Genomic DNA, 14,327 nt, shown 5'->3' with positions numbered 1-14,327 from the left:
TTGGCCAAGAGGCCCTTCGTGAGCGAAACCAATCCTGCCCCCACCACTCCCCTTTCCCGCCTCGACCGGCTTTGGCTGACCGAGGCCATCCGCCTGCGCGAAGAACACGCAGGCCCCCTGGAAGACACCGAAGCCAACCGCCGCGCCAACGCCGCCGGTGGCGACCTGGCGCAACGCATCCAGGCTCGCGCCCTCTGGCTGGCCCAGCGCGACGGCCAGGTCCAGGCCCTGCAGCACTGGCGCCAGGGCGCGCGGCTCGCCGGCCTGCTGCTGGTGTTGCTGGCACTGGTCAGCGGTGCCGGCCTGGCCTTTGCCGCCCTCGGCGACGGCCAGCGCCCGGTCAATCTGTTCTGGGCCCTGGGCAGCCTGCTCGGCCTGCACCTGCTGACGCTGCTGGGCTGGGCCCTGTCGTTCAGCCTTGGCGGCAGCGCTAGTGTGGTCGGGCGCTTGTGGCTCTGGCTCAGCGGCAAGCTCGCCCGTGACGCCCAGGCCGCGCACCTGGCGCCCGCGCTGCTGCTGATGCTGCAACGGCGGGGGCTGACCCGCTGGGGCCTGGGCGTAATAGTCCACGGCGCCTGGCTGCTGGCCCTGGGCAGCGCCCTTGTGGTCCTGCTCCTGCTGCTCGCCACCCGCCGCTACGGCTTCGTCTGGGAAACCACCATTCTTGGCAGCGACGCCTTCGTCTTCCTGACCCAGGCCCTGGGCGCCCTGCCCGCCCTGCTCGGCTTCAGCCTGCCGGATGCCGAGACCATCCGCACCAGCAGCAGCGTGCTGGCAGAAGAAGGCGCGCGCCAGGCCTGGTCCGGCTGGCTGCTGGGGGTCACCTTTACCTATGGCCTGCTACCACGCCTGCTGCTGGGTCTGCTCTGCCTCTGGCGCTGGCTGCAAGGGCAGTCGCGCCTTGGCCTGGACCTCGGCCTGCCCGGCTACAGCCTGCTGCGGGAACGCCTGCAGCCGACCAGCGAGCGCCTCGGGGTCTGCGATGCCGCCCCCGTCGAGTTGGTGCAGTCCCAGGGCGGCAGCCTCACCGACGAGGGTCAGGGCGCCCTGCTGGTGGCTATCGAACTGGACGACCGCCGCCCCTGGCCCCCGGCCCTGCCCAAGGGCGTGGGCGACGCTGGGGTGCTGGACAGCCGCGAACAGCGCCTGCGCCTGCTGGATCAGCTCGGCCGCTTTCCGCCGGCCCGCCTGGCGGTGGCCTGCGACCCACGCCGCTCGCCGGACCGCGGCACCCTCGCGCTGATCGGCGAACTGGCCCGCAGCGCAGCCCAAACCCGTGTCTGGCTGCTGCCCGCCCCGCCCGGCGAAGCCCTGGACAGCCAGCGCCTGGACGATTGGCATCAGGCCTTGGCACGGCTGGACCTACCCCACGCCCAGGGTGCCCCCATGAACTGGCTGGAGACCGGCCATGACTAAGCCGCTGAAGCTGGCCGTGGTAGGCCACACCAATGTGGGCAAGACCTCCCTGCTGCGTACCCTGCTGCGGGATCGAGACTTTGGCGAGGTCTCCCACCGCCCCAGCACCACCCGCCATGTGGAGGGCGCGCGGCTCTCGGTGGAGGGCCAGCCGCTGCTGGAGCTTTACGACACGCCCGGCCTGGAAGACGCCATCGCCCTGCTCGACCATCTGGAGCGTCTGGACCGCCCCGGTGAACGCCTGGACGGCCCGGCCCGTCTGGCCCGCTTCCTCGACGGTAGCGAAGCGCGCCAGCGTTTCGAACAGGAAGCCAAAGTGCTGCGCCAGCTGCTGGTGTCAGACGCCGGACTCTATGTGATCGATGCCCGCGAGCCGGTGCTGGCCAAGTACCGGGACGAGCTGGCGGTGCTGGCGATGTGCGGCCGTCCGCTCTTGCCGGTGCTGAACTTCGTCGCCAGCGAAGGCCATCGCGAAGCGGACTGGCGCGAAGCCCTGGCCCGTCTCGGCCTGCACGCCCTGGTGCGCTTCGACAGCGTGGCACCGCCACTGGACGGCGAGCAGCGCCTCTACGACAGCCTGGCCCTGCTGCTGGAACGTGCCCGGCCGCAATTACAGCGACTGGCGGAGGACCATCAGGCCCAGCGGCGCCTGCGTCTGGACACCGGCAGCCGGCTGATCGCCGAACTCCTGCTGGATGTGGCCGCCTGTCGCCGCAGCGTACCGGCCCAGGAAGCCGCTCTGCAGGCCGCAACGGGCACCCTGCGCCAGCAGGTGCGGGAACGTGAACAGCGCTGCGTGGAAGCCCTGCTGCGCCTCTACGCCTTCAGCCAGGAGGATGCCGCCGCCAGCGACCTGCCTCTGCTGAATGGCCGCTGGGGCGATGACTTGTTCAACCCGGAGACCCTGAAACAACTGGGGATACGCCTGGGCGGCGGCATGGCCGCGGGCGCGGCAGCCGGCGCCGGCGTCGACCTGCTGGTGGGCGGGGTCACCCTCGGCGCCGCAGCGGCCCTCGGCGCCATCGCTGGTGGCGCCTGGCAGACCTTCGGCCATTACGGCGAACGCTTGCTGGGCAAGCTCAAGGGGCAGCGGGAACTCACCGTGGACGATGCCATCCTGCGCCTGCTCGCCCTACGCCAGCGGCAATTACTGGCAGCACTGGACGCCCGTGGCCATGCGGCATTCGAGGCGGTTCGCATCGATACCCCGGAAGAAAAGCAGTGGCGGGAAGGCAAGCTGCCACCCGTACTGGCCAAGGCCCGGGCTCACCCGGAGTGGTCGTCGCTGAACGCCGGCGCGGATCTGGAACAGGCCGAGCGCCAGGGGCAGGTGGCGGTGCTGGCCACGGGCCTGATGCCCTGACGAAGCGCCCGCTGCGAGGGCTTACCGAAAGCCCTCGGCTCCCGCAGGATTGGCGCGCCGCTCCAACAGGGCAGACCCTCTGAATGCAGGGCGCCAGCAAGGGGCCAGTTGCCCCCGCCCCCAGCACGCCCGACACAAAAACAAGAACAGGGAGAGATGGATGATGCGCAAGTTGTTGTTGCTGCTCTGCCTGCTGAGCCCGCTGACCTGGGGTAATGAGCAGGACGCCCGGAGTCTGGGCGAGCTGAGTAGCCATAGCCGGCTGCTCTGCGCCAGCGCCATGGTCTATTTCAATCCTCAAGAGCGCGAATCCGCCCGCTGCGCCCTGAGCGCCACCTTCTACCACCTCAACACCCTGAGCCGGCTCGTCGTCCAGCTCGGCAATCCTGAAGCGCTGCAGAGTCCGGTGCAGACCATGGAAAGGCTGTTCAAGACGCTCGACGGCCTGCCACACGATCAGGCACCCCGCTCCCCGGAACTGGTCGGCCAGTTGTTGGAGCAGGAACGGAGACTGGAACAAGCCGCCCAAACGCTCTCCGCAGGCATGAAACAGGACCCGGCCGGTGACCCGGGAGCGCCGTTCAATGCCCAGAGCCAGGCGCTGGCCAGCCTGCTGCTGGACTATCAACTCCGCGCCTACCCCCTGCCGAACAAGCTGGACTTCGCCCTGCCCGAAGCGCAGGCCTCGCGCCTGGATGCCGACATCGAGCAGCGTTTCGACCAGTTGCTTGCTGACCACCCGGATCACGCCGATGTGCTGGGCAAGGCCAGGACCAACTACCGCTTCGTTCGTGCCCAACTCCAGCAAGGCGGCGATCGCACTCATGGAGGCGCCGAGTTCTACCTCAGCCGTGCGGTCGTCGATCTCGACGAATTGGCCGTCACCCTGAGCTAGCCGAAGACCTGCACAAGCCGAGCTGCGACGGGGTGTTCCGGAGCAGCTCAGCTCCTCAGGATCAGCGGCCGCCCGCTTCGATCAGGATGCGATCGGCACTGCACTCGCTGCGATCCTGCGAGCGGCTGGCGGCGAACTGGCCGTCCACGACGCCCACCAGGCTGTCCGCTGGTTTCAGTTCGCGGGGCAGGGAAACACGGATTTCCTGGAGGTACTTGCCACTGCAGATGAGCAGGAAGTTGTTGGCGGCCGAAGCACTGCCGAACTCGTCTTCCACCTTCTGGTATAAGGCGCGCCGGGAGATGGCGCCGCCGATATTGGCGACGATGTATTGCCCGGCCTTCGACTCATCCAGTTGCCGCACCAGGTCCACCGCGCGGCGGAAGTAGGCATCGTCGTCCATCTGCGTCTGGCAGACCCCGTGCTTGTTCCACTGGTAGCGACCGAAGCGGGTGCCGTACTGGAAGTTCGGCATCCAGGGGCGGACGTAGGCCAGGGTATCGGCGCTGAGTTTCAGTTCGGGGCCGTCGCAATGACCGTAGCGCTTGCCGCAGGACTGGCGATTGGGCCAGAGGCCGTGCAGGGTCAGGTGGGAGATCTGCAACTCGCCGGACTCCAAGCCCTCGCATTCGGGCTTGCTACCCTTGTAGGACGAGTGCTCGCAGAAGCCCGGCTGCCAGGTGGCCGCCAGCACATAGCCGTCGTGCTGGTCCGGCCGGCTGCAGATGTCGCCGCCACCCGCACGCTGAGCGTCCTTTCCAGTGTTGAACGCCAGCCCTTCGACCGTCCCGCAACTGGCGGACACCCAGCGCAGCGGTGTAGCGCTGCCCGGCATGCGGATGCGCAGCCAGTCGTACTCGCGCTTGTTCACCTCCACCACGTCGTAGCGCTGGCCCGGCTGGACAGCGAGGTCGTCCGGATTGCTCTGTTTGCGGATGGACTGGAAGGCCTCGCAGCGCTGGCTGGCGACGAAGCTGCCCTGGGCGGGCTCGGCGGTGGCGAAGAATGGCGAGAGGCCGACAAGACCCGCGAACAGGGCCACGAGGGGGGCTTTCATGGTGACTCCTGTCAGCGAGTGGCCGGGGCGTGAGGCCCCGGCACAGCAGGTCAGACGGCGACCGGGGCCTTGATGTGCGGGTGGGACTGGTAGCCCACCAGCTCGAAATCCTCGAACTTGAAGGCGAACAGGTCCTTCACCTCCGGGTTGAGCTTCATGGTCGGCAGCGGCAGAGGCTCCCGGGTGAGCTGCAGATCGGTCTGCTCGATGTGGTTGGCGTAGAGGTGGCAGTCGCCGCCAGTCCAGATGAACTCGCCCGGCTGCAGGTCGCAGACCTGGGCCACCATCAGCGTTAGCAGGGCGTAGCTGGCGATGTTGAAGGGCACGCCGAGGAAAATGTCCGCCGAGCGCTGGTAGAGCTGGCAGCTCAGCTTGCCGTCAGCCACGTAGAACTGGAACAGGGCGTGGCACGGTGGCAGGGCCATCTGGTCCACCAGGGCGGGGTTCCAGGCGGAAACGATCAGACGACGTGAATCCGGGTTCTTCTTGATCATTTCGATCAGCTTGGTGATCTGGTCGATGGACTCGCCGTCCGGTGTCGGCCAGGAGCGCCACTGGTAACCATAGACAGGGCCGAGGTTGCCCTCTTCGTCCGCCCACTCGTCCCAGATAGAGACGCCGTTGTCCTTCAGGTACTTGATGTTGGTGTCGCCCTGCAGGAACCACAGCAGCTCGTGGATGATCGACTTCAGGTGGCACTTCTTGGTAGTGACCAGCGGAAAACCTTCCGCCAGGTCGAAGCGCATCTGGTGGCCGAACACGCTGTAGGTACCGGTGCCGGTGCGGTCGCTCTTGAAGGTGCCGGTCTCGCGCACGCGGCGCATCAGGTCGAGGTACTGTTTCATCAGGCAACTCCTTGGGCGGCCCGGCGGCGATAGGCCCAGACGATCAATGCGATGCCACCGACGATCATCGGCAGGCAGAGGACCTGGCCCATGGTCAGCCAGTTGAAGGCGAGGTAGCCGAGCTGGGCGTCCGGGACGCGGACGAACTCGACGACGAAGCGGAAGATGCCGTAGCACAGGGCGAACATGCCGGAGACGGCCATCGTTGGGCGCGGCTTGCGCGAGTAGAACCACAGGATCGCGAAGAGCGCCACGCCTTCCAGGGCAAACTGATAGAGCTGCGACGGATGCCGGGGCAGTTGCGCAGGGTCAGTGGGGAAGATCATCGCCCAAGGCAGGTCGGTGGCCTTGCCCCATAGCTCGGCGTTGATGAAGTTGCCGATACGCCCGGCGCCCAGGCCGATCGGCACCAGCGGTGCGATGAAGTCCATCAGCTGGAAGAAGCTCTTGCCGTTGCGCTGGCCGAACCAGAGGGTCGCCAGCATCACACCGATCAAGCCGCCGTGGAAGGACATGCCGCCCTTCCAGACCTCGAAGATCAGCAGCGGGTTGGCGATATAGGCGGACAGGTCATAGAACAGCACATAGCCCAGTCGGCCGCCGGCGATGACGCCGAGCGCTACCCAGAACACCAGGTCGGAGAGTTTCTCCTTGCTCCAGGTCGGGTCGAACGCCTTCAGGCGCCGGGATGCCAGCCACCAAGCGCCGCCAATGCCAATCAGGTACATCAGGCCATACCAGTGGATTTTCAGCGGGCCAAGTGCAATGGCCACGGGGTCGATCTGGGGATAAGCCAGCATCACAGCTCCTTAGATCAGAAAGTTCAGCCCGACTGTCAGCAGCAGCAGGGCGAACAGTCGCTTCAACAAACGCGGCGACAGTTTGTGCGCGAGGCGCGCACCGAAACGGGCGAAGAACATGCTGGTCAGGGCAATGCCCACCAGCGCCGGAAGGTAGACGAAGCCCAGGCTCCATTGCGGCAGGTGCGCGTCATGCCAGCCGACGACCATGAACGACAGGGCTCCGGCCAGGGCGATCGGCAATCCGCAGGCTGCGGAGGTCGCCACCGCTTGCTGGATGGGCACGCTGCGCCAGGTCAGGAAGGGCACTGTCAGCGAACCACCGCCGATGCCGAAGATCGCCGACGCCCAACCGATTACCCCACCCGCCAGGGTCAGGCCCGGTTTACCTGGGACATCGCGACTGGCCTTGGGTTTCAGGTCGAGGCCCATCTGCAGGGCCACCAGGATGGCGAAGACGCCGATGATCTTCTGCAACATCGGCCCCTGGATCGAAGCAGCGGTCAGCGAGCCGAGACCAGCCCCCAGCAGGATGCCCAGCGCCATCCAGGCGAAAACAGGCCAGCGCACCGCGCCTTTGCGATTGTGCTCCAGCACCGAGTTGACAGAGGTGAAGATGATGGTCGCCAGCGATGTGCCTACCGCCAGGTGGGTCAGCACACTGGGATCGAATCCCTGCGCCGTGAAGCTGAACACCAGCACCGGCACGATGATCATGCCACCACCGACGCCGAACAGCCCGGCCAGTACGCCGGCGCAAGCGCCGAGCACGATATACAGCAGGAATTCCATCGACACCCCCAAAAACAAAGCGGCATGGTAACGGAAGCACGTCCGCCACTCCAATTCGCTTGATGGATGTCCGCCCGGCGCCTGCTAGACTCCGCAACATAAGAAAAGGGAGATGACACCATGTGCTTGGTCGTATTCGCATGGCGCCCCGGACACGACGTCCCGCTCGTGCTCGCAGCCAATCGAGATGAATTCTATGCCCGCCCCGCCTTGCCACTCGGGCGCTGGGAAGACGTGCCCGGCGTCCTGGCGGGGCGAGACCTTGAAGCGGGTGGAACCTGGCTAGGGGTCGGCCCCGACGGGCGCTTCGCAGCCCTGACCAATATCCGTGATCCGCGCCAGCCACCAGTCGGGCGCACACGCGGCGAACTGTGCGTGCAGTTCCTGCGTGGCAACCTCAGCCCCGGTGAATTTCTCGCCGATGCTGCTCGCCGCGCCAATGACTACTCGGGCTTCAACCTGGTGGTCGGCACGGTCGAGGAGCTGTGGTTCCTCAATCCGCGCAGTGGCGGTCCGCGACCGCTGTCTGCGGGGATCTACGGTGTGTCGAACGCCGACCTGGATACGCCCTGGCCCAAGGTCGAGCGCGGCAAGGCAGCGCTGGCCGAGTGCCTGGCCCCGGAATCCACCGAGAGCCTGCTCAATCTGCTGCACGACCCGGAGCAGGCGCCGGACCACATCCTGCCGGAGACGGGTGTCGGACTGAACACCGAGCGCATGCTGTCCAGCGTCTTCATCGCCACGCGCACCTACGGCACCCGCGCGAGCTCGGCCTTGATCATCCGGGCCGATGGTCGCCGGGAACTGGTCGAACGCAGCTACGGACCTTACGGCGCCAGGCTGGGCGAGGTGCGAGTGGAGTTTTAGCGAGCAAGGATACCGCCAGGCCTGAGTTCAGGCCTGGATGGTTGCCGCCGGATTGATCACGCGGCCCAGGCCGAGGTTGCGCAGGGCCAGGTGCAGCGAGCTGTGGATGACCTGGGGATTGTCGATGCGCATCAGTTGCTCGAGTAGTTCCTTGGCCTTGCTGAGGGTGACCTGCCGCAACAGCCACTTCACCTTGGGCAGGTTGGTGGCGTTCATCGACAGGCTGTCGAAACCCATTGCCAGCAGCAGCACGGCCGCTGCCGGGTCACCGGCCATCTCGCCGCAGATGCTGACAGGCTTGCCTTCGGCGTGGGCATCATCGACCACTTTCCTGAGCGCCTGCAGCACCGCGGGATGCAGGTAGTCGTAGAGGTCGGCCACGCGCGGGTTGTTGCGATCGACCGCCAGCAGGTATTGGGTCAGGTCGTTGGAGCCTACCGAGAGGAAGTCGACCTGGCGCACCAACTCCTTGGTCTGGTAGACGGCAGCGGGAATCTCGATCATCACGCCAACTGGCGGCATGGGGATATCCACACCTTCGTCACGCACTTCACCCCAGGCGCGGTGGATCAGGTGCAGTGCTTCTTCCAGTTCATGGGTGCCGGAGATCATCGGCAGCAGGATGCGCAGGTTGTCCAGGCCTTCGCTGGCCTTGAGCATGGCGCGAACCTGCACCAGGAAGATTTCCGGGTGGTCGAGGGTGACGCGGATACCACGCCAACCAAGGAACGGGTTGCTTTCCTTGATAGGGAAATAGGACAGCTCCTTGTCGCCGCCAATGTCCAGGGTACGCATGGTCACGGGCAGCGGGTGGAACGCCGCGAGCTGCTCGCGGTAAATGGCGAGTTGCTCCTTTTCGCTGGGGAAGCGCTCGTTGATCATGAACGGCACTTCGGTGCGGTACAGGCCAACACCCTCGGCGCCACGTTCCTGGGCACGGGTCACGTCGGCCAGCAGGCCAGTATTGACCCACAGCGGCATGCGGTGGCCGTCGAGCGTCTCGCAAGGCAGGCTGCGCAGGGCGTCGAGGCCCTTGACCAGCTGGCGCTCCTCCTCGACCACTTCACGGTACTGCTTGCGCAGCTCGGCCGACGGGTTGGTGAAAACTTCGCCGTGGTAGCCATCGACGATCAACTCGATGCCGTCGACCTTGGAGTACGGCAGGTCGACCACGCCCATCACCGTGGGGATGCCCATGGCGCGAGCCAGGATGGCCACGTGCGAGTTGCCGGAACCCAATACCGAGACCAGGCCGACCAGCTTGCCCTCCGGCACCTCGCCGAGCATGGCTGGGGACAGCTCCTCGCTCACGAGGATGGTGTTTTCCTGGTAGACCAGGTTCTGCTTGCGCTCTTCCTGCAGGTAGGCGAGCAGACGGCGCCCCAAGTCCTTGACGTCGGAGGCGCGCTCGCGCAGGTAGGCATCATCCATCAGCTCGAAGCGGGTGACGTGCTCCAACACGATCTGGCGCAGGGCCCCCTGGGCCCACTGGCCGGTGCGGATGACCCGTTTGACCTCCATGCCGATCGACGCATCGTCGAGCATCATCAGGTAAACGTCGAACAGGGCCCGCTCTTCTGGGCGGAGTTGGGTCTCGAGCTTGCTCGACAGCCGGCGCATATCCGCGCGGACGGATTCCAGCGCCTGCTTGAAGCGCTCGACCTCGGCCTCGATGTCATCCACCGTGCGGTCCGGCACCACATCGAGATCCGCGGGAGGCAGCACCACGACTGCGGTGCCAACGGCCGCCCCTGGCGCTCCCGGTACGCCGACGAACTTGGCCTCCTGGGTACCCTTGCCCTGGCGTCCCAGACCCCGGATCGAGCCGGTGGCCTCGGCATGGGCGATAACGCCGGCAAGCTGGGCGCTCATGGTGACGAGGAAAGCCTCCTCACCCTCATCGAACTGGCGGCGCTCCTTTTGCTGCACCACCAGAACGCCCATCACCCGCCGGTGGTGGATGATCGGCGCGCCGAGGAATGATGCGAAACGCTCCTCGCCAGTCTCGGCAAAGTAGCGGTACCGCGGGTGATCAGCGGCGTGTTCGAGGTTGAGCGGTTCCTCGCGGGTGCCCACGAGGCCCACCAGGCCTTCGTTGGGCGCCATGCTGACTTTGCCGATGGAGCGTTTGTTCAGGCCTTCGGTGGCCATCAGCACGAAGCGATTGGACTCGGGGTCCAGCAGGTAGACCGAGCAGACCTGGCTGCCCATGGCCTCCTTGACCCGCTGCACGATGATCGCCAACGCCGCCTTCAGATCCTTGGCGGCGTTCACTTCCTGGACGATCTTGCGCAGGGTGTTGAGCATGGCTAGGGAGCCTTTCTCCGAGTCAGTCTTGCGCCAACAGGCGCGGGGCTAGTTCCTTTAGGGCCCGACGGTAGACTTCGCGTTTGAAAGTCACCACCTGGCCCAGCGGGTACCAATAGCTGACCCAGCGCCACCCGTCGAATTCAGGCTTGCCGGTCAGGTCCATCCGTACCTTGTTCTCATCCGACTGCAAACGCAGCAGGAACCACTTCTGTTTCTGGCCGATGCACAACGGCTGGCTGTTCGTACGCACCAGACGCTGCGGCAGACGATAGCGCAACCAGCCCCGAGTGCAGGCAAGAATCTTCACGTCCTGCTCTTCGAGACCGACTTCTTCATTCAATTCACGGAATAACGCTTCTTCCGGCGTCTCCCGCAGATTGATGCCACCTTGCGGAAACTGCCAGGCGTCCTGATTGATACGCCGGGCCCAAAGCACCTGCCCGACATCATTGGCGAGAATGATGCCGACATTCGGGCGGAAACCATCGGAGTCGATCACGGCACACAACCTCGCAAACGCATGTTTTGGCATTGTTCCATAAAGGCCATAAATGCGGCAATGCGGGCATCTCGCACAATGGGCAGACCCGGCAAAAGCCGTTATTCTGGCGGCCTTCCGAAGTTTTGATGCAAGGTGTGCGACGTGCGTTTGGCTCTCTTCGATCTGGATAATACCCTGCTGGCCGGCGACAGCGACCATGCCTGGGGCGACTACTTGTGCGAGCGCGGCATTGTCGACAGTTCCGTCTATCGGGCACGCAACGATGCCTTCTACCAGGACTACCTGGCAGGCACGCTGGACGTCCAGGCCTACCAGGATTTCTGCCAGGAAATCCTTGGCCGCTGCGAGATGGAGCAGCTCCAGCAATGGCACCAGGAGTTCATGCGCGACCGTATCGAGCCGATTCTCCTGACCAAGGGCGAAGACTTGCTCGCCGAGCACCGCGCCGCAGGCGACAAGCTGGTGATCATCACCGCCACCAACCGCTTCATCACCGGCCCGATCGCCGAGCGCCTTGGGGTCGATGACCTGCTCGCCACCGAATGCGAGATGCAGGATGGCCGCTATACCGGCCGTTCCACCGACGTCCCCTGCTTCCGCGAAGGCAAGGTGACCCGGCTTAATCGCTGGCTCAGCGAGAACGGTCTGACGCTGGATGGCAGCAGTTTCTACAGCGACTCGCTGAATGATCTGCCGCTGCTGGAATGTGTCGCTCGCCCGGTCGCTGTCGACCCCGACACCAAGCTGCGCGCCGAAGCCGAGAAACGCGGCTGGCCAGTGATCTCGCTGCGCTGAGTCAGAGCGGTTTCACCACCATCAGGGCGAAGATGGCGAGCAGGATGACCAGCGCCAGGCCCGAGAGTTTCAGCCTCAGCGCCAGCTGACCGACGGTCTCTGGCGCCAGCAGTGCCCCTTCGTGCAAGGCCCGGCGTGCCTGGTTGCGGATGCGCACCTGCAGCCAAAGCAAGGGCAGCCAACACAGCCCAGCCAGCACGTACAGGCCGACACTCCATAACAGCCAGCGCTGGTCCAGGGGCCAGCCGGCGACCTTTGCCAAGACCAGGCCGCCCAGCGGCAGCAGCAAGGCAGCCGGGGCGATCAACCACACGTCCAGACGGACCAGATTGCTGAACAGCACCTCGACCACCTGCGGTTCACGGCTATGCGATGCTCGCCAGGCGAGGCAGACGCCAGCCAGAGCCGCGCCGAAGAGTACGGCGGCAAGCAGGGTGTGCAGGGTCTTGAGGAGCAGATAAAGGGTCATTTCATTGGCGTGGGAGCAGGCGCCTCATAGCGGTTTGGCAATCATCAACGCCAGCACTGCGCCAAACAGCACGAGACCCACCGTGGCATAGGCCGCACTGAACTTCAGGCTACGCCGGGCCTGCGCAGAAGCCGGCCCACCTTCGGCCAGCGCCTGCTCCCGCAGACGCGACAGGCGCCCGAACAACAACAGCCAGGCAATGCAGCCGAACAGGTAAAGCACGGCGCTACCCAGCAACCACATCTGGCCCAGGGGCCAACCGACCAGGTCGACCAGCCACCAACCGCTCACGGGCAGGGCCACGGCGCTGAGAATCAGCAGGGGTACGCCCAGCAGCAGAATTCGCCGCAGGCTGCTGCCGAGCTGCTCGGCGCTTCCTCCACGCCAGGCGCGCCAGCCATACCAGGCAAAGCCTCCGAGACCGGTAAAAAAGGCCAGGGTAGAAGCGCCGTGGATGATCTTCAGCAGCAGGTAGTTATCCATCGATTGCATCCTTGTATGCGCCGCTGTCGGCATGCCGCAAGCCTAGCACCTGGCGGCAAACCGTTTGACCGGCAGCCTGGAGAGCGGTTGCTGAACCCGCCTTTCAGCCGAGGAACAGCTTATAGGCCGGGTTGTCGCTTTCGTCCCAATAGGGATAGCCGATCTCGTCCAGCGCCGCATGCACCAGATGGCGCTCTTCCGTTGGCACTTGCAGGCCCGCCACCACACGGCCGTCGGCAGCTCCGTGATTGCGGTAGTGGAACAGGGTGATGTTCCAGCGCCCGCCGAGCTTGTTGAGGAAGTTGAACAACGCCCCGGGCCGCTCGGGGAACTCGAAACGGAACACCAACTCGTCACTGATCCGCGTGGTGTGGCCGCCGACCATGTGGCGGATGTGTAGCTTGGCCAGTTCGTTATCGGTCAGGTCCAGCACCGGGAAGCCCTGGCCGCGCAGGTTTTCTACCAATGCTGCGCGCGGGTCGTTTTCCGGGTGGGTCTGCACGCCGACGAAGATATGCGCTTCTTTGTCGGTGTGATAACGATAATTGAATTCGGTGATCTGGCGCTTGCCGATAGCCTCGCAGAACGCCTTGAAGCTGCCCGGCCGCTCCGGAATGGTGACGGCGATGATGGCTTCGCGTTTCTCGCCTAACTCGGCGCGCTCGGCCACGTGGCGCAAGCGGTCGAAATTGATGTTGGCGCCCGAGTCGATGGCCACCAGGGTCTGGCCGCGCACACCGTCGCGCTCGACGTACTTCTTGATGCCCGCCACGGCGAGAGCGCCGGCAGGTTCGGTGATCGAGCGGGTATCGTCGTAGATATCCTTGATGGCTGCGCAGATTTCGTCGGTACTGACGGTGATCACCTCATCGACATGCTGCTTGCAGACGTCGAAGGTATGCTGACCGATTTGCGCCACCGCCACGCCGTCGGCGAACAGACCGACCTGGCCAAGTACCACGCGCTCGCCAGCGGCCATGGCGGCCTGCAGACAGTTGGAATCGTCCGGCTCGACGCCGATCACCTTGGTTTCCGGACGCAGGTACTTCACATAGGCGGCGATCCCGGCGACCAGGCCGCCACCGCCTACCGGCACGAAAATGGCGTCCAGGCGCCCCGGGTGTTGGCGCAGGATTTCCATGGCGACCGTGCCCTGGCCGGCGATTACTTCGGGATCATCGTACGGGTGGATGTAGACGTAACCCTTCTCGTCCACCAGTTTCAGGGAATAGGCCAGGGCCTCAGGGAAGGCGTCGCCGTGCAGCACGACCTTGCCGCCACGGGCGCGCACGCCCTGGACTTTCAATTCCGGCGTGGTGCGCGGCATCACGATAGTCGCCTTGATGCCCAGTTCCTTGGCCGCCAGGGCGACGCCCTGGGCATGATTACCGGCGGAAGCGGTGACCACGCCGCGCGCCAGCTCTTCCTTGGAAAGCTGGGCGAGCTTGTTGTAGGCGCCGCGAATCTTGAAGGAATAGACCGGCTGCAGGTCCTCCCGCTTGAGCAGGATCTGGTTACCCAGACGCTCGGTCAGCTGGCGGGCCGTCTGCAACGGGGTTTCCACCGCAACGTCGTAGACGCGCGAGGTGAGGATCTTCTTGACGTATTCTTCAAGCATCGTGGCTTCACTGGGCGGGCACTACGGGGATGGGCGAGTCTACCGCAGGGATTCGTCGGCCGACCACATGGAATGCGGGGTTTAGCAGCTATAATGCGCCCCCTCGATTCCCCCC

General features: G+C 65.3%; 14 protein-coding genes. 5 read left to right on the top strand and 9 right to left on the bottom strand.

The features are described from left to right. Positions 1 to 18 precede the first annotated feature (18 nt). The 3 genes from J7302_RS17090 (at position 19) to J7302_RS17080 (ending at position 3,674) form a co-directional block, all read left to right on the top strand. Positions 19 to 1,416: a DUF2868 domain-containing protein gene (locus J7302_RS17090; protein WP_349814455.1), complete on the top strand. Its 1,398-nt coding sequence runs from the start codon at positions 19 to 21 to the stop codon at positions 1,414 to 1,416. Next, entirely contained in the window at positions 1,409 to 2,779 is a 1,371-nt protein-coding gene (locus tag J7302_RS17085) for a GTPase/DUF3482 domain-containing protein (RefSeq protein WP_215377384.1), read from the top strand. The genes J7302_RS17090 and J7302_RS17085 overlap by 8 nt, the downstream gene beginning before the upstream one ends. A gap of 160 nt (positions 2,780 to 2,939) precedes the next feature. Next, positions 2,940 to 3,674 (top strand): hypothetical protein, encoded by a 735-nt coding sequence (locus J7302_RS17080; protein WP_215377381.1) that lies wholly within the window; start codon positions 2,940 to 2,942, stop codon positions 3,672 to 3,674. A gap of 61 nt (positions 3,675 to 3,735) precedes the next feature. Here the strand turns inward: J7302_RS17080 and J7302_RS17075 are convergent, their stop codons facing one another. From J7302_RS17075 to J7302_RS17060, 4 genes are read right to left on the bottom strand one after another with little or no spacing between them, the layout of a single operon-like run. Beyond that, positions 3,736 to 4,731, bottom strand: a complete 996-nt coding sequence (locus J7302_RS17075) for a ribonuclease T2 family protein (protein ID WP_215377378.1) — start codon at positions 4,729 to 4,731, stop codon at positions 3,736 to 3,738. Positions 4,732 to 4,781: 50 nt separating this feature from the next. After that, positions 4,782 to 5,576, bottom strand: a complete 795-nt coding sequence (locus J7302_RS17070; RefSeq protein ID WP_215377376.1) for a thymidylate synthase — start codon at positions 5,574 to 5,576, stop codon at positions 4,782 to 4,784. Further along, positions 5,576 to 6,376: a prolipoprotein diacylglyceryl transferase gene (lgt, locus tag J7302_RS17065; protein ID WP_215377374.1), complete on the bottom strand. Its 801-nt coding sequence runs from the start codon at positions 6,374 to 6,376 to the stop codon at positions 5,576 to 5,578. The genes J7302_RS17070 and lgt overlap by 1 nt, the downstream gene beginning before the upstream one ends. Before the next feature lie 9 nt (positions 6,377 to 6,385). Continuing rightward, positions 6,386 to 7,168: a sulfite exporter TauE/SafE family protein gene (locus J7302_RS17060; protein WP_215377372.1), complete on the bottom strand. Its 783-nt coding sequence runs from the start codon at positions 7,166 to 7,168 to the stop codon at positions 6,386 to 6,388. A 120-nt stretch (positions 7,169 to 7,288) separates the two neighbouring features. On the opposite strand from J7302_RS17060, the gene J7302_RS17055 reads away from it, so the two are divergent. Further along, the gene (locus tag J7302_RS17055; RefSeq protein WP_215377369.1) at positions 7,289 to 8,035 is read left to right on the top strand and encodes an NRDE family protein; all 747 of its coding nucleotides are present in this window, start codon (positions 7,289 to 7,291) and stop codon (positions 8,033 to 8,035) included. Between the two features lie 27 nt (positions 8,036 to 8,062). On the opposite strand, the gene ptsP is transcribed toward J7302_RS17055, so the two are convergent. Then, entirely contained in the window at positions 8,063 to 10,342 is a 2,280-nt protein-coding gene (gene ptsP, locus J7302_RS17050; RefSeq protein WP_215377367.1) for a phosphoenolpyruvate--protein phosphotransferase, read from the bottom strand. Positions 10,343 to 10,364: 22 nt separating this feature from the next. Continuing rightward, the gene (locus tag J7302_RS17045) at positions 10,365 to 10,844 is read right to left on the bottom strand and encodes an RNA pyrophosphohydrolase (RefSeq protein WP_215377365.1); all 480 of its coding nucleotides are present in this window, start codon (positions 10,842 to 10,844) and stop codon (positions 10,365 to 10,367) included. A gap of 144 nt (positions 10,845 to 10,988) precedes the next feature. Here J7302_RS17045 and J7302_RS17040 point away from each other — a divergent pair, with 144 nt between their 5' ends. Then, positions 10,989 to 11,642 carry a histidinol-phosphatase gene (locus tag J7302_RS17040; RefSeq protein ID WP_215377362.1) on the top strand — a complete coding sequence of 218 codons (654 nt, stop codon included), beginning with the start codon at positions 10,989 to 10,991 and terminating at the stop codon, positions 11,640 to 11,642. Position 11,643: 1 nt separating this feature from the next. Here J7302_RS17040 and J7302_RS17035 read toward each other — a convergent pair whose 3' ends face one another. The 3 genes from J7302_RS17035 to ilvA form a co-directional block, all read right to left on the bottom strand. Continuing rightward, positions 11,644 to 12,111, bottom strand: coding sequence for a DUF2269 family protein (locus tag J7302_RS17035; RefSeq protein ID WP_215377360.1), 468 nt, complete (start codon positions 12,109 to 12,111; stop codon positions 11,644 to 11,646). Positions 12,112 to 12,135: 24 nt separating this feature from the next. Then, entirely contained in the window at positions 12,136 to 12,594 is a 459-nt protein-coding gene (locus J7302_RS17030) for a DUF2269 domain-containing protein (protein WP_215377358.1), read from the bottom strand. Positions 12,595 to 12,697: 103 nt separating this feature from the next. Then, positions 12,698 to 14,212 (bottom strand): threonine ammonia-lyase, biosynthetic, encoded by a 1,515-nt coding sequence (gene ilvA, locus J7302_RS17025; RefSeq protein ID WP_215377356.1) that lies wholly within the window; start codon positions 14,210 to 14,212, stop codon positions 12,698 to 12,700. Positions 14,213 to 14,327: the final 115 nt, after the last annotated feature.

Source organism: Metapseudomonas boanensis, from assembly GCF_018704125.1.
GTDB classification, from domain to species: Bacteria; Pseudomonadota; Gammaproteobacteria; order Pseudomonadales; family Pseudomonadaceae; genus Metapseudomonas; species Metapseudomonas boanensis.
Note: the sequence above shows the minus strand (reverse complement) of the source record. Positions and strands in the feature narration are given on the sequence as shown.

Coding starts and splice junctions, on each gene's coding strand:
- J7302_RS17085 (WP_215377384.1), top strand. CDS start 1,409: ATGACTAAGCCGCTGAAGCTGGCCGTGGTAGGCCACACCAATGTGGGC.
- J7302_RS17080 (WP_215377381.1), top strand. CDS start 2,940: ATGATGCGCAAGTTGTTGTTGCTGCTCTGCCTGCTGAGCCCGCTGACC.
- J7302_RS17075 (WP_215377378.1), bottom strand. CDS start 4,731: ATGAAAGCCCCCCTCGTGGCCCTGTTCGCGGGTCTTGTCGGCCTCTCG.
- J7302_RS17070 (WP_215377376.1), bottom strand. CDS start 5,576: ATGAAACAGTACCTCGACCTGATGCGCCGCGTGCGCGAGACCGGCACC.
- lgt (WP_215377374.1), bottom strand. CDS start 6,376: ATGCTGGCTTATCCCCAGATCGACCCCGTGGCCATTGCACTTGGCCCG.
- J7302_RS17060 (WP_215377372.1), bottom strand. CDS start 7,168: ATGGAATTCCTGCTGTATATCGTGCTCGGCGCTTGCGCCGGCGTACTG.
- J7302_RS17055 (WP_215377369.1), top strand. CDS start 7,289: ATGTGCTTGGTCGTATTCGCATGGCGCCCCGGACACGACGTCCCGCTC.
- ptsP (WP_215377367.1), bottom strand. CDS start 10,342: ATGCTCAACACCCTGCGCAAGATCGTCCAGGAAGTGAACGCCGCCAAG.
- J7302_RS17035 (WP_215377360.1), bottom strand. CDS start 12,111: ATGACCCTTTATCTGCTCCTCAAGACCCTGCACACCCTGCTTGCCGCC.
- J7302_RS17030 (WP_215377358.1), bottom strand. CDS start 12,594: ATGGATAACTACCTGCTGCTGAAGATCATCCACGGCGCTTCTACCCTG.
- ilvA (WP_215377356.1), bottom strand. CDS start 14,212: ATGCTTGAAGAATACGTCAAGAAGATCCTCACCTCGCGCGTCTACGAC.